Below are 22,373 nucleotides of genomic sequence, written 5' to 3' on the forward strand. Positions count from 1 at the left end.
TCCTTCTTTTAACATTTTTATAGCGATACTTTTCTTCTCTTCTTGAATACCTTCTCTTCTACCTTCTTTTTTGCTTCTTTCAAACCGTTTTCTTTCCAAGAATTTGGTAGTTTCGATAGAAAGTCAGCTTCATCCGGAGTTAATTGTTTCATTTCTTCCATGAGAGCTTGCTCCTCTCTCTCGTTTAATGATAAATAAGACTCAAAGAAGCCATTAATAAGTTCCGCTTTTGCCGGATCTAATTCCATTTTGATTAACATTCGCAAAAAGTCCAATTTTAATTGGACTTTTTCTTTTTCTGTATACCTCATTTTACTCATTAATACAGCGGCAACTGGATTATTTGAATGAATATAATCGCGCCAATTCATTTTTCTTAACTCAAGCAAAAGAAACTGGAAAGATAAAACATGGAAAAAAGGAAATGAGATCGTAAATTCATTACATTCATACCGATTTTCATCATAACTAAAAATGGCGATTGGCAATATTGGTTTACGATACCTATTATAAAGCAGACTAAAATAATGATACATACGTTTATTGAAATCCTTTTGACCATAACTTTGAGGTTCTACATGAATGATGATTAGCGTGTCATGCCCTTTTAACTTTGTTTCGATGACAATATCTGCTTTGCGGCTTTCACCATCAATAAGATCAGTATACATTTCCTCAGATAATGGCTTAATCAAAGAAAAATCAACTTGGTCATGAACTTCTGGAAAGAACACTTCTAAAAACTCGGCAAAATATGTGTGAATTAATTGCTTGAATAACTGGTCATGATAAATATACTGAGTGGAGTCTTCACGTGCTAACATTGTTAATGACAATTTTAACACATCCTTTATGGATATATGAAGTAATATACGAGGATGAAATTCTATATTCATCAAATCAAAACCCAATAAAACAAACGAGTGTTCCTGTTCGTTAAATTAAACATTATAAAGGCGAATTACAACTGACTTGCAGAGATGAGGTATAATGGAAGATAAAGTCGAGTAATTCGACAAAAACCTACAATTTTCTATGGTGCACTGATAAGGAGGTGTTATATATGAATGTACGGCAAGCTGAGTTGTTGCGGGTGTTATTAAGTAACGACGCAGAGTACTTTTTGGTCGATCAGTTGGCGAAGAGGGTACATTGTTCAGAGAAGACTATTCGCAATGACTTAAAGATAATTAGCGATTTTTTAGCGGGTCATTCAACCCTAAGTCTTCACCGGAAGCCAGGCTACGGCATCTATTTGGAAGGATCGGATCAAGAACGAAAAGAGTTGCTTCTTCTCATGGAGAAAAGTCAGGAAAAGCCTAGCGAGGAACGACTATTTGATACAGCATATGAACTTCTTACAGCTGATCGCCCACTTACACTCCAGTATTTTGCCGATCAACATTTTACAAATAGGACTACAGTCAAAAAAGATTTAGATGAACTCGCCAAATGGCTGGAAACATTTAATATTAACCTCGTATCCAAACAAAAAATTGGCGTATATCTTGAAGGGGATGAGGTAAAAAAGCGAAGTGCTTTCGCTCAGCTACCACAACTTGCATCATTTCATGAACACGGAAAAGATTCAATTACCAAATTATTTCCTGACTCCGAAGTAAACATTGTTAAGTCAGCTTTGAAAAGAGGCAATTTTTACTTCACAGATGAAACATTTGATCGCTTAGTAATTCACATATTAATCATGATTAAACGAATAAAGCAGAAGAAACCCATCCAAATCCCAGTAGAAAAAGCGGTAATTAACGAAAAAGAAACATTTTCGCAGGTTCTAGCATTAATAAAGGAAATTGAGCCTATTTTTGCTATGAGTGTACCAGAAAGTGAAGTTATTTATTTAGCACGGCATTTTATGAGTGGAAAAAAAAGGACAGCTGACGAAACTGATAGCCCTCATCTCAATCGCTTAGTTCAAGGATTGATAACTCATATGACAGATATGACAAAGATAGACTTTGCTAGTGATCTTACATTGATTCAAGGGCTGACTATCCATCTGCAACCTGTTTTACACCGAATCACATATCAGTTGCCAATCTCGAACCCGCTGTTAGCGGAAATCAAAAGAATGTATCCATACCTGTTTAGCATGGTGATGTTAGCATTGGATGATTTGCAAAAGTCGAGCTCGATTATACTCCCTGAAGACGAAGCTGCATATATCGTGCTACACTTCCAAGCCTCCATTGAGCGACGTAAACGAATGGCGTCGCAACGAAAGCGTGCAATCATCGTTTGTCATCACGGTATCGGTATGTCACATTTACTTAGATCGCGAATCGAGCGCCATATCCCTGATCTACAAATTGAACACTGTATTAGTCGAGCTGAAATTCCGGATTATATGGACCATGAATTCATCATTTCCACGATCGAACTTCCTGACGTCAAAATCCCACATATCGTTGTATCTCCTCTATTTGACTTGGCAGATCAAGATCGTTTACAGTCCTTTTTAAAACATACGGAAACAGATGGTCCTAAAACAGAACAATATGCTACCTTGCTCCGCTTTATTGATGAGGACTTGATCATTTTGCAAGTTGATCTCGAACATCGTTACGAGGTTGTTGAGATGCTAGCAAATTCTTTATATGCTCGCGGTTTTGTCAAAAAGGAATATATCCATAGTGCACTTTTACGAGAAAGAATGTCAGCTACTTCGATTGGATCAGGAATTGCGATGCCGCACGGAAGTCCTTCAGATATCATTCAGTCCGGGATTGCTGTCGCTGTTTTAAAAGAACCACTTGAATGGGGGTCGGAACGAGTGTCACTGGTATTTTTACTTGCAGTCGTTCATGAAGACCCTCAGGTGATTAAAAAACTTTTTAACGAAATATCATTCTTAAGCGAACAAGATAAACTTGTAAACGAACTGTCGAAACAAAGTGAGAAAGCGGCATTTATCAAATATTTAAAGCAATAACTGCTTTTTACCGGAACTTGCGGTAAAAACAAAAATATATACGTACTTCTTTGGGTATATGATTAATATAGTCGATTTATACTATAACGAAGGAGGACGTATGTATATGAAGATTTTAGCTGTAACCGCTTGCCCAGTTGGCATTGCCCACACGTATATGGCTGCCGAAAATTTACAAAAAGCTGGTAAAGAGCTTGATGTCGATATAAAGGTTGAGACACAAGGATCCACAGGCGTTGAAAATGCACTGACGGATCGTGATATTGAAGAGGCAGATGGGATTATCATTGCCGCTGATAAAACAGTGGACAAGGAACGCTTTGCAGGAAAGAAAATCATCGTAACAGGTGTTCAAGATGGTATTCGCCGTCCACAAGAGTTGATAAACAAATTTAAAACTGGTGATGTGCCCATTTATAAACCTGGTCAGCGTTCCATTTCTGATACAAAAAAAGACCGCGCTTCGAAACAAAACCCGATTTACCGACATTTAATGAATGGTGTATCATATATGATTCCATTTATTGTAATCGGTGGTCTATTAATTGCAATCGCCTTAACTTTAGGTGGAGAAAAAACACCTGGTGGGATTGTTATTCCTGAGGATTCTATTTGGAAAACGATTGAAAGCCTTGGAGGCGCAGCCTTCACATTTATGATTCCAATTTTGGCCGGTTTTATCGCTGTTAGTATTGCAGATAGACCTGGGTTAGCACCTGGGATGATCGGCGGATTTATTGCAGCAAACGGTAGTTTTTACGGAAGTGAAGCAGGCGCGGGATTCATTGGTGGAATTATCGCAGGTTTTCTTGCAGGTTATGTTGCACTTGGAATAAAAAAACTCAAAGTACCAAAAGCACTGCAACCAATTATGCCAATTATTATTATTCCAATTTTCGCCACGCTGATTGTTGGATTAGCATTTATTTATATCATCGGCGCACCAGTTGCAGGGGTATTTGAAGCTTTAACTACTTGGCTGGCAGGTATGCAAGGAACAAGTTCCATTTTACTAGCAATTATACTTGGCGCGATGATTTCATTTGATATGGGCGGTCCATTTAACAAAGTTGCATTCTTATTTGGGTCAGCAATGATTGTCGAAGGTAACTATGGAATAATGGGACCAATCGCCGTTGCCATTTGTGTTCCTCCAATTGGAATGGGAGTCGCAACATTTTTAAACAAGAGGAAATATCGTGAAACAGAACAAGAAGCTGGAAAAGCATCATTTACAATGGGGTTATTCGGTATAACAGAAGGCGCAATTCCGTTTGCAGCTCAGGATCCACTTCGGGTCATTCCAAGTATTATGGTCGGTTCGATCGTTGGATCCGTTATTGCAATGATTGGAAACGTCGGCGATAGAGTGGCACATGGAGGTCCAATTGTTGCAGCCCTTGGCGCTGTTGATAATGTACTTATGTTCTTTATTGCAGCAATTGTTGGTGTATTCGTGACAGCATTTATGGTTAATTTCTTAAAGAAGGATGTTTATCTTGAACCAGCCGTAGCGGTAGCAGGCGATGCACCGGCTCCTGAGCAAGTTGAAGTGGAGGAGAAAGCTACATCTGAGAAAGTAATTAGTAAATTAACAGACATAACGAATGAAAAATTGATCGACGTTAACTTGCATGGTACTACTCGCGATGATGTAATCGATGAAATGATCGACAAATTGTATGCCGAAAATGTAATTGACTCAAAAATAGCATTCAAAGAAGCAATCTTAAATCGTGAAGCGCAAAGCACAACAGGAATCGGTACTAACATCGCCATTCCACATGGTAAATCGAATGCCGTGAAGCAACCTGCAGTCGTTTTCGGACTCCAACGTGATGGTGTTGATTGGAGTAGCTTCGACGGCACAGATGCCAAAATCATCTTCATGATCGCTGTCCCAGAGCAAAATGCCGGTGACGAACATTTAAAAATCTTACAAATGCTCTCTCGGAAATTGATGGATGATACATTTAGAAACGACCTTTTGGCAGTAACTACGACTGAAGAAGCATATCGACTGTTGGATACGATACAATAATAAAATGCGTGTGGCGCTTAATCAGCACCGCACGCATTTTTTTAGATTATTAACGACCTATTCTATTAACTATACTCCCGCCCAATTCAATACATCAGCCACACAAGAAAAAACTGCATTTTTTTCGATAAACTAAGAATTTTGATGTAAATGGCGAATTCATTGCATATTTGTTAGTGTTTTTTCACCGCTCATTTTTTTTATTGACTCCTCGCGATCCTTTATAAGCCGCTCGACATTTTTACTGGCCACTCACATTACTTTATAAGCCGCTCACCTTTTTTACTGGCCACTCACGTTACCTTACGAGCCGCTCACCTTTTTTACTGGCCACTCACGTTATTTATAAGCCGCTCACCATTCTTTACTGGCCACTCACGTTATTTACGAGCCACTCGCCTTTTTTACTGGCCACTCACGTTACTTTATAAGCCGCTCACCATTTTTACTGGCCACTCACGTTATTTATAAGCCAGCCGCCATTTTTATTGGCCACTCACGTTATTTATGAGCCGCTCACCATTTTTACTGGCCACTCACGAGCCGCTCACTTTTTTACAAGTAATTCGCACTGATTTGGACTACTCACTTTCTAGCTGGACAAATTCACTTGAAATTTAATATACGTTCGATCATCAAAGGACAGGTTCCCTTTTTGTAGCCCTTTAGATGATTTAAATTGGCGGAAGCAGAGTGGATCAGTTTGAAGTAGATGTTGCAATTTAGTCTCCGTTTCGGTCAATGTTGTTTTTAACTCTGGATAGCCGTCTGATGCAAGGATGATTGTCTTAGCATTTTCAGGAACTTGGATCTTTTTCACCCTTGAAAAGTCTACGTCAAAACCATTGATTACCTCATAGCCAAACTGATTGTCTTTGTCATTTTGCAAATAATACTGCAGTTGGATTAAGGTCTTAATATATTCCCACCCTGTATCATGCTCTAGCAGGTCTTCGATCATCTTCCCTTTTTTAAGTTCTGCTTCTAAAAAAAGCGCTCTCGCATTTGCAGTTATATCATCAATTTTCTTTTCATTAGTGTAGAGTTGTCCATCAATCATACATTGGCAATCACCTATTTGCCAGATTTCCTGATAGTAATGACTATAGCAAATCAAGCAAGCAGTCGGTGCCATCCAAGCTTGTTCTACGATTTCATCCAAAATATCATATTCCTCATAAAGCAACCTAAGTTTCGAATTAATTAACGCAATTAAATCTTCAAGTTTAATATCAGCTTCAGCCGAGATGATTGTGTGTTGGATAACCTCAGCAGCAATTCTTCCAGGTGCTTTCCCACGAAGTAAACTCCCAGTAATATTCGTTGCCCCATCAATAACAGCTACAAAGTTTTCATTTACCACATACAAATCTTCACATTTTTCTGGGGCACCGATCTTCCCTTGATTAAACAACTCTTTCACCGAAATGGTCATGGACTTTATCAACACCTATTCTCTAGTTTCATTCACATACATGATCGTATTACTTCATCATTAGTACAATAATTACCTTTCAATCATTCCCATCACCACTTCATCTATCATGGATTTTATTAATCCAAAATCGTTTCTTTATGAGGGTCTTTTAAAAATGGGAATAGCAGTTTAATTTGCGATTCCGTATTTCGATTTTCGGAGAGTGGTGGTAACTGATCTTCCGCGAAAAAGTCAATATCATTTGTTTCTACACCAATATTTGCCGCACCACCAATTTTCTCACATAAAATGAATATTTTATAATAGTGATATGCTTGAGGTGGATGTGGATGTTTGTATGAATCTAAAAGTGCGATAATCCTTGTTGGGACAACATCATAACCTGATTCTTCTTTAATTTCTTTGACCACATTTTCAGATGGTGATAAACCAATATCACAAAATCCACCAGGTAATGCCCAATGTTGATCATAATTTTCACGAACCATAAGAATTTTTTCATCTTGAAAAACAACCCCTCGGACATCGACTTTAGGCGTTTGATAGCCTGTTTCATTAGCAAATAACTCAGTAAGCTTGTTCATTTCAACATCTGTATGCTCCATCATAATTTCCAAGCTAATTTCTCTTAATTCTTCAAAGCGTTCAATATCATATACATCTTTTGAAAACGCAATTCCCGCCTGGGCAATAGACTGAATTCTCTTCGACCAATCTAACCATTTTTGCATTTTGCTCACACTCCATTTCACCTAATAAACCGTTCTCAATAATCGTATTTACTTAAGAGTCTATCATTTTAATCGATAAGTGACTAAAAAAACTTCATACAGGATTACTTTAAAACTAAAATACTACTTCTCTTCCAACAGATATCTAAGAACAAATATGGTAGACTAAAGTCATCATATGTAAAAAAGGAGTAATATTTTGATTAAAGCAGTTATTTTTGATTTCGATGGTACGATTATTGATACAGAATCCGCATGGTTTGATATCTATCGAACAGTTTTAATGAGAGACCACCACTTTGAGCTTCCTCTCAATGAATTTGTAAAAATTGTTGGCACTACGGACGGAGACTTATTTGACTTTATCGATCAATCAGTCACTCACCCACTTGACCGGAATCTTTTCAAGGAAAAGGTAAAAGCTGAATTTTTAAAAATAAAAAATGACCTTCTTCCTAGAGCAGGATTTTTGGATATACTGCAATGTCTCCATAACAGTGATATCCAACTTGCTTTAGCTAGTAGTTCCACACGCGATTGGGTTGTCGGATTCCTTGATCAGCATAGCCTCACAGAATATTTCCCGATCATTTTCACCGCCGAAGATGTCGATGAAGTCAAACCAAATCCTGCACTCTACATAAAAACATTGGATGCACTTGGCGTCGAACCTGATGAGGCAATTGCAGTAGAGGATTCCGCTAATGGATCATTAGCCGCAATTCGGGCTGGAATCAATTGCCTGATTATCCCGAATGATATTACTAAATCCCTATCATTCCATAAAAAATCCAAATTAATTGAATCCTATGCAGATTTTAATCTCGTACAATACTTAAAAAAAGCAACATGGAAACAAATTTAAAAAGAGAGCAGGCCGAACAATGAACGGTCTGTTTTTTGATAGATTTTTGTGTCATGCCCAATAAACTAGAATACATCTGGATTACCAATTATTTATTTTGCGTGAATAATATCAAGTGAAAACATAAATATCCCATATAAATAGCAAATAAACACAACCAAGGAACCAGATATGAACCATTGACAGAAAAGTGCAAATTAACTATACTTATGCACAAGTCGATAGATGACTTTTAATTGTGTAACATTATTCAGTTTTAAACCAAAACATGATAGCGATTACATTCACGATGGGAGGGAAATCATTAAATGAAATTTAGTTTTAACATGTTGAATGCCGCAATTATTGCCTGTCTTTTGGTAGTTAGCACTTTTTTACTTCATACAGAGACAGCATCCGCAAAAGTCGATAAAAGATTTAGTAAGCCTATTAATCTAGGCTCGCCAATCGAGAGTGTGGCTATTTATGATTTTACCTATGGAAAAGAAGATGGCAGAGATGTGATGTATACGACGGTAACTGGGAATCCTGCTATTTTCCAAGTAATTGACCTTGTCAGCCATGAAGTACTAAAAACTTTTCCACTGGATGGATCGGAAAGCTCTTGGACACATATTACAACTCCAGATGGCTCTGTCTATATTGGTGGAAACGGAACATTGTACGAATACTCACCTAAAACGAAACAGGTAAAAAACCTCGGTGGAATTGGCGAAAGTGTCGTATATGGATTATCATATGATGAAGAAGGAAGAGTTTATTTCGGATCATATCCACATGCTAAGGCTGGACGTTACGACCCTAACAGTGGAGAAATGAAAGATTATGGTAGTGTTGCACCTGATCAAAGCTACTCCCGTTCTACAGCTTACCATAATGGATTTTTGTATTTGGGTATTGGCGTTGATGGGTATTTAGTAAAATTGAATGTTGAAACTGGTGAGTCAGAGAAAATTGAATTACCAATTGACGCCATCCAAGGAAGCGGTAATGTTTGGCAACTCGATACGACTGGAAAGTATATCGTCGCTGGAATTGGTGGCGGCAATAACGCACTGTTATTTTACGATACAGAAACAGGTAAATGGAATGATAAATACTATTTAAATAATAAAGGCTTGAGATTGGTGCAAGGTAAGCCTAACAGCGATAACGCATATTTTTTACAAAATAATCGCCTGCAAGAAATCGATCTGGAAACCTTGGAAGCTACTGATACAGGTGTCGTGTTCGGTACTTTCCTACGCAATACATCATGGATCGAAGTGCCGAATGACCCAGAACTGCCAGGATTATCTTTGGTCACGGTACAATTTGGTGGTGGCGTTACCTTTATGAATCTGGATACAAAAAAAGTGAAAACTACTCAATATCCCGTAGTTGGAAACCCAATTCCAATTCAAACGCTGGAAAAAGGTCCGGGTGGCAAGCTTTATGTAAGTGGGTACCCTGGCGGAAAGGCAGCGGTTTACGACCCTAACACAGGTGAGTCTGAGTCATTTGCATTAGGACAAGCAGAAGGTATGGCCACATTAGGGGATAAAATGTATTTTGGAGTTTATCCCGGTGCTACCATCTTTGAATTTGATGTGGCGAAACCGCTTGTAGACAAAAATAATCCAAAACAAATTTTTGATATACCAAATCAAGATCGGCCATTTGTTATCACCCCAGTAAATGAGAAACTATTTATCGGTACTATCCCTGACTATGGTAAACTGGGTGGCTCTTTAACAGTGCTTGATCCTGCTTCAGTAGATGAAACAGTAATTTACGAGAATATCATCCACAACCAATCGATAGCGGGGCTTGCAGCGAAAGATGGTAAACTTTATGGATCGACAACTGTTGCCGGCGGATTAGGTATTGCCCCAACAGAATCGGAAGCAAAAATATTTGTTTTGGATCTGGCTAATGGGAAAAAAGCAGATGAATTTGTTCCGAAAATCCCAGGTGTAACTGTCCAGCCAAAAATGATCAGCGGAATGAGCCTTGGTCCCGATGGGCTACTCTGGTCTGCAGCTGATGGAACAATCTTTGCAATGGATCCAGAAACATTAGAAATCATAAAAAGCGCGAACATCTATCCAGATGTAAAAAACTATGGTACGTGGCGTCCTGTTCATATTCGCTGGAGTGAAGATGGTCTAATGTATACAACTTTGGCAGGAAAACTAACCGTCATTAACCCTGAATCATTTGAATTTGAGACATTGGCTTCAACTCAGCTCATGACTCTTGGTGATAATGGAAATATTTACTATACTGCAGGGCCATATGTGACAAAAATTGAAGTAGCTGAAAACATAACACTTGAAACTATACTTGACGTAACCCAACAGCAAACGGAAGATGGAAACATCAAACATCCTTTAAGCAAAAGACTAATCAATTCTATCAATCAAGCTATTCACCATCGTGAGATAGGCAACTCTAAACAAGCGGAAAAACATCTTCAAGATGCATTAAAACACTTAAAGAAGGCCAAATCATCTGAGATTACACCAGATGCCTACTCTGCATTAGAAAAGTTACTTACATCCGTTGATTATTAAATAGAATCGGATGGTGCTTTAGCGCCACCCTTGTAAAAAGGCTTAGTTACATTTCTAAATTTTAGCGTCCCATGGTCCCCTTCCTTCCCACATAAGAGAGAACTGTAGCCATGCTGGCCTCTAGGCTTAGTTGAGTAATCATAATCAACATTTACGACGCTAACGGCTCAATTTTTTAATACCCTCCAGCAACAAAAAAAACGGTACCATTTAGGCACCGTTTTGTAATGTTTGCTCGTCTTTCTTCCAAAACTGTTCAATTTCTTCAAGTGATTTATTTTTTGTTTCAGGTACAATCTTCATGACGAATATAAAGCAGACAACAATGATTCCAGCAAATAACCAGAACGTATAAGCGCCTCCGAGACCATGTAATAACATAGGAGTGAACTGTCCTATTGCCCAGTTAGCCCCCCATAAAAACATCGTTGTGAATCCGACCGCTCGCGCTCTAATGATTCGGAAAAATTTCCGGAATCATAATCCAAGGAATTGGCCCCATGGATACACAGAATGCAGCAGTGAAACCCATGATTAACACGATTAGCAAAGGCCCACTTGTAATGTCAAAGAAGAAAACTCCACCAATTAATAGCATAAATAGGGCCATTAAACTAGAACCAATTGCGATTAACTTTTTTCGTCCTGCTCTATTAATTAAAAATACAGCTACAATTGTAAATACTACTTGAACAACACCAACAAGGCTTGGTAATTCTTCTATCGAAGTCGGAACTCAGACTTGACTCAAAATCTTTGTACCGTTGTCTTTTTGTTTTTCCACTTTATCTACCTTCTCTTTTTCCACTGGCTTTGGTGTGGACTCTTGCGACCAACCAGCCACCATCAGTGCTAAAAAGATCACACTAAACACTTTTTTCACACGATCTCCCCCCTATGCTACCTTTAATATTGTGTCCGTCAGAGGTTTCATAGAGAACGTCGCTTTTTTATTTGTATATCTTGTCTCACTATTTAGCTATTCTTTCGCGCAAAAAATGTCACGAAATCAACACATGCATTTCATTCGTATAATTACGACCTAAATTCCTCATTTTCGCTTACGCTTTTGTTTTTAAGAAAAGGACTGCAGTTTTAACAATTCTTCTGGTCGCATTGCTTTAAATTGTTTTTCGTAGAGATTTCGGTATAACCCGTTTTGTGTTAATAGTTCGTCATGTGAACCGTGTTCAACAATTCGCCCATTGTCCATTACCAATATTTGATCAGCGCGGACAACTGTTGCTAACCGATGGGCGATAATAAATGTTGTACGGTTTTTCATAAGCTCATCCAAAGCGGCAGTTACATAATCTTCTGAGTCTGCATCCAAAGCAGACGTCGCCTCGTCCAGGATGAGAATTCGCGGGTCTTTTAATAATGCCCTAGCAATAGAAATACGCTGTTTTTGTCCACCTGAGAGTCGTACGCCGCGCTCGCCAAGCAGGGTCTCATATCCTTTCGGCCACCCCGTAACAAAGTCGTGGGCATAGGCTGCTTTGGCAGCAGCTATTACTTGTTCATGTGTTGCATCCGGCTGTGCGTATGCGATATTATCAAATACTGTACCTGAGAACAGAATATTATCTTGCAAAACGAGTGCAATTTGCTTTCGTAATGTTGCTACATCATACTCTTTGAGATCGACGTTATCTAAGAGAACACGACCTTCATCTGGATCATAAAAGCGTGGAATCAAATTAATCATTGTTGATTTTCCCGAACCACTTGGACCTACAAGTGCAATTATATCTCCTGCCTTAGCGTGAAAGGAGATATCATGCAATGCCGCCGTTTCCTCAACTTTAACAGGTGGAAGTGGTGGTTTTGTCCGCGGTGGAATCCAATAAAATCTTTTCTCAGGCTTGAATTTTTCAATTACATCTGGATCTCCATCTTTGTCTCGGCTTATCGGGAGCTCCTCCCGTTCGATCACATAAGTAAATGACACAGATTCGAACTCAATTTCCCCTTTAGATTGTTTAGGAGAAATGGCATCCTTTTTGCTTTTAATCTCCGGTTCAATATCGAATACTTCGAAGATTCGCTCAATATTAGCCATTGAGTTTTGAATCGTGACATTCACATTAGCAAATTGTTGAATTGGGCCATAAAGTTGCATCAAATATTGCTGAAATGCAATAAGGGCACCGATCGTGAAGTTACCATTGATAACGAACATTCCTCCGACAAACCAGCTTATTAGATTACCAGTGTGATTAAATGTCTGTGTAATGCTCCCCAATGTATTTGATAAAATATGAGCGGACATCGCATAGTCATAATGATGCTTTATTTGTTTTTGAAAACGTGACATTTCTTCTGGTTCACGATTGAATGATTGGACAATTTTCATACCAGAAATTCGCTCGAACAGTACGCCTGATATCCGAGCCATCTGTCTGTGGACAGAACGCCAGGCAAACCGAATACGCACGTTTAAGTTAGCAAATGTCAAATAATATAACGGTAAAATCCAAAGTGATAATAGAGCAAGTTTCCAATTCAAGCTAAACAACATAATACTAGCAAAAATGATCATGAACATGTCAATAATGAGATTGATCACACCACTTCTTACCAAGTTTTGTGCCCCATTTACATCATTTTGAACTCGAGAGACAATTGTTCCAATTTGGCGATTATCATAATACTGCGGTGACAATTTTTGCAAATGTTCATACAATTGCTGTTTAAGATCAAGTGCCATTTTATTACCTAAACGAGCAGTAATATAATCGCGAATAAAATTGATGATCACACCAAAAACAAATACGCCCCCCATAACAGCAACCACTTTACGTAAGCTCCAAAATCCCTCTTTTCCTGGTAAGACATCGTCAATCAAGATCTTGGTCATCCATGGGATTGCTAGTGGAACAACAAAACTCATGATTCCCAATACAATAATAAGTAAAATGACAAATTTATACGGCTTTACAAATTCCCAATATCGTTGCGCCAATTCCTTATTTTGATTTTTTTTGTCCTTTTCCATATACCCCACCATTCCATTATCAAAATTTTTTAAATAATAGTTTTCATACAAAGAATAGCGTATCGAAATATAAAAAACAGTAATATGCACTTATTTAAGTTAATCTTCATATCAAATTCACATGAGAAGCGAAAGATACTTTTATGATAAATTAACCGATTCACTCCCTAGTCTCCGACTAACCCAATAAGATAAAGTGAAATTCAATCAGTGGGGGTTTTCTATCATCCCCCACTTACTCTTCATTGTTTTTGAATCCTTGAAGCGGGGTTTTACTGCCCGTTAATCTGCGATAAAGCCGCATCTTACTTGACTAGATGTAATTTCACACCATTTTCACACAAATTTGTGTAAATTAATAATAACGATTGTTTTATAGTTAGATAGGAGTAGAGTAATGACTAAACAGGATAAAGCACATCAACCGTTTATGCATGGATATAATGCAAATGATATGAAGAACTGGAGTCCGGAAACTGATAAGTATGCGAAATACTTCCGGTCCAGAGTTCCATTAGCAGAGCGAATTCCACCGTTTTCAGCAACTCAAGCAAACCCGAATTTAAACGCTGGGCCACAGGTGATGAATCTATCTGCCGATTATGATAAGAAGGACACCGTTTTCAAATATAACGATACTTTTTGTTGCAACCTACTTAAGTTTTGGCAGTACACCGATCTATATGGATCTTGGCATGGTTTACCCCTTGAAGGATCTCGAACAGACGAGCCTATATATGGCGTCATTAATTTGCCAAACCCTGCCTACACCGATGCGGCCCATCGAAATGGAGTGCTAAGTCTAGGGTGTTGGTTCTGGCCAAGAGAAGAAGAAACTTTCGCTGATTTGCTGGTGCAGAAATTAGATGGCTCATTCCCTGTAGCCGACAAAATGATTGAGATGGCATTATATTTTGGATTTGATGGTTACTTTATTAACCAGGAAGCTACTATTTCAGCAGAAGATTCTCAAAAGCTATTAGAAATGATGAAATACTTCAGTAAAAAGGCACCCGCATATTTTCATTTACAATGGTATGATACTTTAATTCTTAACGGGGAATTACGATATCAAAATCAATTTAATGACAAAAATGCTCCTTGGCTCATAGATGATAACAAGGAACCGATTATTGACAGCATGTTTATTAATTATGCTTTTAACGAGGACAGAATGGTTCATTCGCATCAATTTGCTAAAGAAATCGGTTTGGATCCGTACAAATCACTATTCCCAGGTACTGAGAACGATAAATATGGGTATAATCCACCCTATGACACTCGGTTGATCTTCCCAGAAAACAAGTCTCCGCGAGCTGGATGGGGCTTATTTGGAACTGATTTCGTATGGAACAGGTACGAGAACAAATTTGACCCTGATGATCAAGAGGAAGTATATAAAAGGGAAAGACGTTACTGGTCTGGTCCTATAGAAGATCCGACTGACCGAGTTGGACGCACATTGTACAAACCATATAAAGATCCTTTCCATGAAGTTGATCGTGAAAATTATAAAAAATGGGATGGTGTCGCACACTATATCCCTGAAAGATCAGTCATCGGCTCATACCCATTTGTCACCCGCTTTAATACAGGACATGGTAAAGCTTTCTTCTTAAATGGAGAAATGGTAAGTAATAAAGAATGGAATAATGCGAGCATTCAAGATATTTTACCAAGTTGGCAATGGTGGACACAACGGTTCGATGCAATGAACAATCCCGTAAGTGAGACAAAATCAGTTTCTGAACGTCCTCTCAAGCCAAGTTATGATTACAGCACCGCATATGATGGTGGATCATCACTTAAAGTTTCGGGAAAGCTTGAACCGGCAGTAAAGACTGAGTTGAGATTGTTTAAAACAAAGCTTCCAATTACCAATGACGTAAGATTGTCACTCACTTATAAAATAGCTTATGCAAATGCTCCGAACAATATGGAATTAGGTCTCATTTTCGAAGATGCCCCAGATCAATTTGTTTGGTTAGATATGGAGAATAGTGTGGACAACAACTGGAACACGCAAACCTTCGCCCTCGAAGCATACGCAAACAGAACAATTGCGACAATTGGATTAAGATTTTCGTCTGCTACTGAATCAGAGTATGAAGTCTATATCGGGGAACTAGCATTAACGAATGAATTGGAAAAAATACCGCCTGTACCGACAGGATTTACAATTGATAAGGAATATTTTGAATCAGATACAGCTGAGTTATTTCTTTCATGGGATTTTAACAAAGATGACGTTTGGTATTATGATATGTATCAAATCAAATCTAACAGAGAAAAAGAAATGCTTGGACGAATATACGATGAGGTATATTATATAAAATCACTCCACCGTCTGAATAACGAGACTACCTCTACACTTGAACTCGTAGCGGTTGGTTTTGATGGTGCCACCAGCACTCCAACCAAGACAAATCTAACTTGGCCAATCTAAACATTTAAAATGCTCCCGGCATCTCTTTGATGTCAGGAGCATTTTAGTCATTTCTTATTCATTATTCTAATTCGCCATATAAGCGTCATTTATCTACTAGATAGGCAGTAGATCGAACCTTGTGAGTATCGCCCACTAATTATAAAAGAATCTTGTTGTATCCCTACCAAAATTTCACGCGTTTATCTAATTAGAAACAACTTTTCATCCCACTCCCCATATAATTTTATTTATTCCGACATGAATTCATCGTAATTTCTTTGATATATCTCAACGAATTCATCCAATTTCATATCATCTAATTTTTTCAAGTATTCATCCCACTCTGCATCAATATTTCCATTGATGATCCATTGGGCCTGTTTTTTATCAACAAATTCTATGATATCCGTTGTCAATGTGTTTAATTTCTGAGTATCTTCCAATGTGAAGAATACATCAGGAAAAACAGTTTTTTTCATGTAGGGTTCGTAAATTTTAAAATATTCCAATCTAGTAGAATCCTTTTCATTCGGATGTATTTTCTGCATCGTTTCTGGTAAAAGAGATCTGGCCGAGGAGTAGCACGGCGATTCAGTACATCTGAATTCATCAAAAGATAATCCATCTGTCGGTTCAATATAGTCATAAGTTCCATCATCATTTTTATTCATATTCGTGCCAATAGGCCCAAATGTCCATTGAATTGAATTTTCTTCAGTATATAATTCATCAATCCACCGCATCGTAATTGTAGGATTCTCATTTGCCGAAGTAATCGAGAAACTTCCCTTTGCCATCGCTATTTCTTCATCTTCTCTCCATTGCTTAACACCATCAGGTCCTTCTAATGGTGGGATCGGAATGTATTGATCAGCAAATTCCGGTCCAATAACATTACTTGCAATAAATCCTGAGAAAGCCCCATATAAAGGGGTATCTGCCCCTCGGCCTTTTGCAAAATATACTGTTCTATCATGAGTGAATGCCTCTGGATCAATTAATCCTTGGCTATTTAGGCGATTAAAGTAGGCAGTTGCTTCTTTAAACTCAGGGGTGATAGCTGTAAATGAAACTTCTTCATCTTCAACACTAATGTGATTTGGCTGATCTAACACCCCAAAAGCTCCATAGAAGGAAAAAATGCCATTGAGGCTATTACCATAAAGGAAACTGAATGGAATTTCATCACTTTTACCATTACCATTCGGATCCTTTTCTTTAAATGCTTGCAAAACTTTTTCAAATTCATCCGTTGTTTTAGGAACTTCAAGTCCAAGCTCATCCAACCAAACCTTATTAATGAATATGACTTCAGGCAGTGCATTACCAGGTTCAGCATGCACCATTGGAATGGAATAAATATTCCCATCTGGTGCGGTAATTTTCTTTTTTATGTCAGGATTACTATCCAAGATGTTTTTGATATTTGGTGCATATTTATTAATCAAGTCTTGAAGCGGGATTAACATTCCCTGGTTTCCGTATTCAATCAAATCTGAGGAACTTAAACTGCCGCTCCCGAAAAATGCATCTGGCAAATCACCGCTGGCAAACATTAAATTTTTCTTTTCGGCGTATCCTTGTGAAGAAGCATCCCAATTAATATGGATATTCGTTTTTTTCTCCAAGTTTTTCACAACTTGTAAATCTTCTGTTGATTTCTGCTGTTGCGGTGGTTTTGACGTGACAAAGTTTAACGTGATTTTATCATTCACTATAGGCAAACCTGTTTTGTTAAAATTGTCTGTAGTTGCATCAGCATCATTACCAACTTCATTATTCTTACAACCCGCTATCATTAAAATAACAATCATTGCAAAAATCAAAGATATCTTTTTCATTTCCTGACCCCCTTTTTTACTCTTTGATCGAACCAATCATAACTCCTTTCACAAAGTATTTTTGTACGAAAGGATATAAGATTAATACTGGTAAACTAGTAATAATAATCGCACCGTATTTCATAATCTCTGAGACATCCTGTAGTTCAGAATCAGGAGAAATAACCATTGTATCTCCTTGCGATTCATTCACTATCAATATTTCCCTCAAAATAATTTGTAATGGATATAAACTTTCATTCCTCAAATAAATAAGCGCCTGGAAATAGGAATTCCAATGAGCGACAGCACTAAATAATGCAATGACTGCGATAATAGGCACCGATAAAGGAAGAACGATTTTAAAGAAAAACTTCGTAGTTGAACATCCATCCACCTGGGCTGCTTCTAGCAGGCCTTTCGGAATAGTCGTTTGAAAAAATGTTCTGGCAATAATAATGTTAAACGCGGAAACCGCATTTGGAATTACTTGTGACCAAATTGTATTAACCATTCCCAATTCCTTAACCAGTAAATATGTTGGTATAATTCCACCGCCAAAAAACATTGTAAATGCAATAACAAACATAAAGAAATTTCGTCCGACCAGATCATGTCTAGAAAGTGCATAACCCGCTGTAAGGGTTAAACTTAGATTAAGGACTGTACCAAGCGCAGCATAGAATAAAGAATTCCGATACCCTAGCCAAACCTTTCCAAATTCAAATAATTTTTTATATCCTTCCATTGTAAAGCCTTCGGGAATAAGCCAAACCGTGCCGCTATTTACTGCATAAGGATTACTGACAGATGAAATAACGATTAAATAAAGTGGGTAGAGAACTATCAAGATCAAGATCGTCATAAAGGTATAATTAAAAGTATCAAATATTCGATCCGCTTTGTTTTTATTAATTACATTCAAGTGCTCACCCTCTTTAAAATAAGCTTGTTTGTTTCATTTTCTTGGCAAATTGATTCATTGCGATTAAAAGCGCAAAGTTAATTAGTGCATTAAACAGCCCCACTGCAGTTGCATAACTAAATTGGGCACTTAGAAGACCCGTTTTGTACACATATGTTTGGATAACCTCCGATGAATCAATATTTAATGCATTTTGCATCAAATAGACTTTTTCAAACCCCACAGCCATAAAGTTCCCGACATCTAAGATTAGTAGGATCATGATGGTAGGCATGATTGAAGGAAAATCTATATGCAAAATTCGCTGAAATTTTGTTGCCCCATCCATGATCGCAGCTTCATGAAGTTCTACACTGACAGATGCCAAGGCTGCCAAATAAATAATCATCGACCAGCCAGCGTTTTGCCAAATCCCCGAAAATACAAAAATAGACTTAAACCAACTTGCTTCTCCCATGAAGTAGATGGGTTCCATTCCTAATAAAGTCAAAAAGTTATTAAATAAACCATTGACCGGTGATAAAAATAAGTACATCATACCAACGATAATCACAACAGAAATAAAATGAGGGGCATAAGTGATGGTTTGTACCAATCTTCGAAAACGCATGCTACCAATTTGATTTAATAAAAGCGCCAAAATGATTGGAATCGGAAACGCTAGCAACAACTGGTACAAACTAATAAATAATGTATTTTTAAGGACCGTAAGAAATTGATATGATGAAAAAAAACGTTCAAAATGTTCGAAGGCAACCCATGGGCTCCCATGAATGCCTTTTATTGCAATATAATTTTTAAATGCAATTTGCATTCCATACATAGGCACATAATGGAAAAGAATAAAATATAACAAGGTTGGAAGCAAAAATATGTATAGCTCATAGTTTTTTCGGATCTTTTTCCACATTGTCAGAGAGCTATTCATTTTTGTAGTTTGCTTCAAATTTGGAAGCGTTGTCATTTTATTCGCTTTTTCTATCGCCAATTGCTCACCTCCTTATCAGTTTGAATACATTTACTATAGCCATTGGGGGTACTTTCAGTAAATATGCTATATGTGCAGCAACTATGCGAAAAATCCATACTTCTCAAAAGCCAGTAATAGTGCAGTTTCTTCACTATAACGAAAGCATAAAGGATACAATTAGCATACTCCAACATTCCTAAAATCCGGATATTACAAAAATCACAAAAAGCAAAGCATCACCTCCACGACTTTGGAAATGCCTTGCATTAGGAAATCATTAAACTAATATACTAATTAACCTTTTTTCGGTCTATATTAATCTTTCGGTATTCTCCCGGTGTAATCTTCATTTCATTTTTAAATTTACGGATAAAACTGGAGACATCATGATAGCCGATTTCCTTAACTAATTCTTTCAGAGAGATATTACTATTCTTCAGCAATTGCTTAGCATGTTCTATCCGGTAAAAGCTCAAATAATCAGTGATAGTCTGACCTGTCTGTTGTTTAAAGTATCGTTTTAAATATGTTTGTGCTACAGATAAAGAATCTGCCATTTTCTGAACTGAAAATTGATTATCCCGATAATTTTCACGTATGAATGCGATGGCCCGTTCCCGTAAATCAGATTCTACATTTTGTTCTTGAACCACCTCTTGTAACCGCATACAAATTTCATTAGCTAATTGTTCAAAATCCTGCAATGTTTCAAAATTGGATAGCTTTTCAATATCAAGATACGTTATATCTTCAAGATAGCTATTTTCTTTGTTATAGGAATTTTTAATAATACAATTAATGATGTCATAGCAGATACAACGTACCATATGCAATGGTGGTTTGTTCTTTTCTACATCCCGATGAATATTCTTTATCATCTCAATAATTTTAGCGGTATCCCTTTCATTCACTAATAATTGAAGCGTTTCAATTTCTTGTTTAGGATACCAATAATCTAGCTGATTTTCAGAATTAATTTCATCAAAGAATATCACCTGATTCTGACCTTTAATTAGTTTATAGTCAAGTGCCGTTGACGCTTCCATATAAGATTTTCCGATCTTATTCATATCTTCATAGATGCAACCAACACCAATCGTGATACTTCCCTGACATTGTTCCTTAAGGATTTTATGAAGAAAGAGAATAAATTCTTTCAGTTGTTGATCTTCTTTTCCAAGGGTACATATATAGGTAATCACATTTTGATTAGCCCATTTCACTTCATAACCTTCATATCTTGTGTAGATTTCGTTATTAATTCTTTCCGATATTATTGCTTTATTGTCAATATCTTCATCTTTAATCTCACAACGAAGGACAAACATTCGCTTTTTTCTAAAGTTTAATCCAACTTCTTCCCCTCGATCATAAAATTCTTTCATGTCCGTTATTTGTCCGTGCAATAATTCAATTAACAAATACTTTCTAATAGCATACTGATTATCTTTCCATTTATTTTCTATGTCTTTACTTTTTTTACTCATATTAGAAAGCATATTCAATACATCATTGGAATTTTGAACAGATTTACCTAGTTGAAGCGTTGTATATGAAAATATTTTTTGTAATGGACTGTAATTGATTCTCATTAAAAAATATATAACGATACTTCCCATAAATAAATTGGCAATTAGAACAATCATTGCACGATATTGTACTTGGCCAACTTTTTTCAATAAATGTTCCTGTGGCATCATAGTTAAATAAGTCCAACCAGTATATTTAGATTTAGCGGTTGAAAGGATGTATTGTTCCTTTTTTATTTTAATCGACTTAGAACCTGGTGATAATGCTTTAATAGACTGTAAAAATGACTGATCCTGAAGATAATCAGTATCATATAACGAAGTAATTACTTCTCCTTTTTCATTTAAAATTAATGTATTTCCTACTCTTTCTTCAATGCCTCCCCTTTGTAATCCTTTCACCGTATCTTCATCAATAATAAAGATTGCTGCTCCATATGGTTCAACTCCACTTGGCGGAAGTGGCACTATATATGTTATTGCACGGTTACTCTTTAATAAGGATGAATCAACCTCTTCGGCAGGACGAAATACAGGAGTCTCTAAACGGTTAAGATCATTACGGAATTGTGAAGGACTCCAATTTCTATATTGATAAATTTTATCCGTAAATAACGGGATTGAATAAGTACTTTCGGCAGAATAAATATAATCTCCCTCTTTAATATATAGAAAAACATTTTGAAAAAAGTTATTTGCAACAGTAAAATTCAATAGTCTCTTTGCAGCATAAGCATGATACATATTTTGTTCCAAATAATAGGGAGTCAATTCCGGGTTAGAAGATATTTCATAAGAAATTGTGTTCATTTCCCTAATTTTTGTATCAAATGTATCTCTCATTTGTTCTAGCATTTGTTCATGACCAAGCATAATTTCTTCTTTTAAAATAGATACATAATGTTTATACGAAAACAAAGATGTAACAATGAGCGGAATGATTAACAGTATAGAATAGGAAAGCAGATACTTATAAAATAATGGAATTCTCTTTAACATCGAACTAACTCCCCCCCTGGCAAGTTCAAATCGAAAATTCAGTACTAATCGAATTTTTTAGTGATCTACTACACGATCATTATCAAAAGAGACAACTCCCACCGTAGAGTTGTCCCTTAAAAAG

14 protein-coding genes and 1 pseudogene are annotated in these 22,373 nt (G+C 37.1%); 5 read left to right on the forward strand and 10 right to left on the reverse strand.

Annotated features, from left to right (window positions below):
• Positions 1-17: 17 nt before the first annotated feature.
• On the reverse strand, positions 18-836 hold the full coding sequence (locus MHB53_RS12745) for a transposase (RefSeq protein WP_340918842.1): 819 nt from the start codon (positions 834-836) through the stop codon (positions 18-20).
• A gap of 227 nt (positions 837-1,063) precedes the next feature.
• Here MHB53_RS12745 and MHB53_RS12750 point away from each other — a divergent pair, with 227 nt between their 5' ends.
• Complete coding sequence (locus MHB53_RS12750) at positions 1,064-2,950, forward strand: BglG family transcription antiterminator (RefSeq protein ID WP_340918845.1); 1,887 nt, start codon at positions 1,064-1,066, stop codon at positions 2,948-2,950.
• A 106-nt stretch (positions 2,951-3,056) separates the two neighbouring features.
• On the forward strand, positions 3,057-4,991 hold the full coding sequence (locus tag MHB53_RS12755; protein ID WP_340918848.1) for a PTS fructose transporter subunit IIABC: 1,935 nt from the start codon (positions 3,057-3,059) through the stop codon (positions 4,989-4,991).
• Between the two features lie 592 nt (positions 4,992-5,583).
• Here MHB53_RS12755 and MHB53_RS12760 read toward each other — a convergent pair.
• Both MHB53_RS12760 and MHB53_RS12765 read right to left on the reverse strand, forming a co-directional pair.
• Positions 5,584-6,426 carry a hypothetical protein gene (locus tag MHB53_RS12760; RefSeq protein ID WP_340918851.1) on the reverse strand — a complete coding sequence of 281 codons (843 nt, stop codon included), beginning with the start codon at positions 6,424-6,426 and terminating at the stop codon, positions 5,584-5,586.
• A 119-nt stretch (positions 6,427-6,545) separates the two neighbouring features.
• Positions 6,546-7,160: an NUDIX hydrolase gene (locus tag MHB53_RS12765; RefSeq protein ID WP_340918854.1), complete on the reverse strand. Its 615-nt coding sequence runs from the start codon at positions 7,158-7,160 to the stop codon at positions 6,546-6,548.
• 199 nt (positions 7,161-7,359) lie between these two features.
• Between MHB53_RS12765 and MHB53_RS12770 the strand changes: the two genes are divergently transcribed.
• Both MHB53_RS12770 and MHB53_RS12775 read left to right on the forward strand, forming a co-directional pair.
• Entirely contained in the window at positions 7,360-8,025 is a 666-nt protein-coding gene (locus MHB53_RS12770) for an HAD family hydrolase (protein ID WP_340918856.1), read from the forward strand.
• A gap of 308 nt (positions 8,026-8,333) precedes the next feature.
• Entirely contained in the window at positions 8,334-10,580 is a 2,247-nt protein-coding gene (locus tag MHB53_RS12775) for an FIMAH domain-containing protein (RefSeq protein WP_340918858.1), read from the forward strand.
• 210 nt (positions 10,581-10,790) lie between these two features.
• Here MHB53_RS12775 and MHB53_RS12780 read toward each other — a convergent pair.
• The 3 genes and pseudogenes from MHB53_RS12780 to MHB53_RS12790 form a co-directional block, all read right to left on the reverse strand.
• Positions 10,791-11,286: pseudogene (locus MHB53_RS12780) on the reverse strand (MFS transporter); the annotation flags it as partial.
• 30 nt (positions 11,287-11,316) lie between these two features.
• Positions 11,317-11,463 (reverse strand): hypothetical protein, encoded by a 147-nt coding sequence (locus MHB53_RS12785; protein ID WP_340918859.1) that lies wholly within the window; start codon positions 11,461-11,463, stop codon positions 11,317-11,319.
• A gap of 192 nt (positions 11,464-11,655) precedes the next feature.
• The gene (locus MHB53_RS12790) at positions 11,656-13,578 is read right to left on the reverse strand and encodes an ABC transporter ATP-binding protein (RefSeq protein WP_340918862.1); all 1,923 of its coding nucleotides are present in this window, start codon (positions 13,576-13,578) and stop codon (positions 11,656-11,658) included.
• Positions 13,579-13,975: 397 nt separating this feature from the next.
• On the opposite strand from MHB53_RS12790, the gene MHB53_RS12795 reads away from it, so the two are divergent.
• Positions 13,976-16,024, forward strand: coding sequence for an endo-beta-N-acetylglucosaminidase (locus MHB53_RS12795; protein WP_340918865.1), 2,049 nt, complete (start codon positions 13,976-13,978; stop codon positions 16,022-16,024).
• A gap of 230 nt (positions 16,025-16,254) precedes the next feature.
• On the opposite strand, the gene MHB53_RS12800 is transcribed toward MHB53_RS12795, so the two are convergent.
• The 4 genes from MHB53_RS12800 to MHB53_RS12815 form a co-directional block, all read right to left on the reverse strand.
• The gene (locus tag MHB53_RS12800; protein WP_340918867.1) at positions 16,255-17,847 is read right to left on the reverse strand and encodes an extracellular solute-binding protein; all 1,593 of its coding nucleotides are present in this window, start codon (positions 17,845-17,847) and stop codon (positions 16,255-16,257) included.
• Between the two features lie 16 nt (positions 17,848-17,863).
• Complete coding sequence (locus MHB53_RS12805) at positions 17,864-18,751, reverse strand: carbohydrate ABC transporter permease (RefSeq protein WP_340918871.1); 888 nt, start codon at positions 18,749-18,751, stop codon at positions 17,864-17,866.
• Between the two features lie 13 nt (positions 18,752-18,764).
• A complete protein-coding gene (locus MHB53_RS12810; RefSeq protein WP_445661517.1) occupies positions 18,765-19,715 on the reverse strand; it encodes an ABC transporter permease in 951 nt (316 codons plus the stop codon).
• A gap of 296 nt (positions 19,716-20,011) precedes the next feature.
• Positions 20,012-22,249 (reverse strand): helix-turn-helix domain-containing protein, encoded by a 2,238-nt coding sequence (locus MHB53_RS12815; RefSeq protein WP_340918876.1) that lies wholly within the window; start codon positions 22,247-22,249, stop codon positions 20,012-20,014.
• Positions 22,250-22,373 lie beyond the last annotated feature (124 nt).

The sequence above is a fragment of the Bacillus sp. FSL K6-3431 genome, from assembly GCF_038002605.1.
Lineage (GTDB): Bacteria > Bacillota > Bacilli > Bacillales > Bacillaceae_C > Lederbergia.

Excerpts from the sequence above, each read along its gene's own strand:
- MHB53_RS12815 (WP_340918876.1), bottom strand. The coding sequence starts at position 22,249 with ATGTTAAAGAGAATTCCATTATTTTATAAGTATCTGCTTTCCTATTCT.
- MHB53_RS12765 (WP_340918854.1), bottom strand. The coding sequence starts at position 7,160 with ATGCAAAAATGGTTAGATTGGTCGAAGAGAATTCAGTCTATTGCCCAG.
- MHB53_RS12760 (WP_340918851.1), bottom strand. The coding sequence starts at position 6,426 with ATGACCATTTCGGTGAAAGAGTTGTTTAATCAAGGGAAGATCGGTGCC.
- MHB53_RS12755 (WP_340918848.1), top strand. The coding sequence starts at position 3,057 with ATGAAGATTTTAGCTGTAACCGCTTGCCCAGTTGGCATTGCCCACACG.
- MHB53_RS12790 (WP_340918862.1), bottom strand. The coding sequence starts at position 13,578 with ATGGAAAAGGACAAAAAAAATCAAAATAAGGAATTGGCGCAACGATAT.
- MHB53_RS12795 (WP_340918865.1), top strand. The coding sequence starts at position 13,976 with ATGACTAAACAGGATAAAGCACATCAACCGTTTATGCATGGATATAAT.
- MHB53_RS12800 (WP_340918867.1), bottom strand. The coding sequence starts at position 17,847 with ATGAAAAAGATATCTTTGATTTTTGCAATGATTGTTATTTTAATGATA.
- MHB53_RS12775 (WP_340918858.1), top strand. The coding sequence starts at position 8,334 with ATGAAATTTAGTTTTAACATGTTGAATGCCGCAATTATTGCCTGTCTT.
- MHB53_RS12750 (WP_340918845.1), top strand. The coding sequence starts at position 1,064 with ATGAATGTACGGCAAGCTGAGTTGTTGCGGGTGTTATTAAGTAACGAC.
- MHB53_RS12810 (WP_445661517.1), bottom strand. The coding sequence starts at position 19,715 with ATGACAACGCTTCCAAATTTGAAGCAAACTACAAAAATGAATAGCTCT.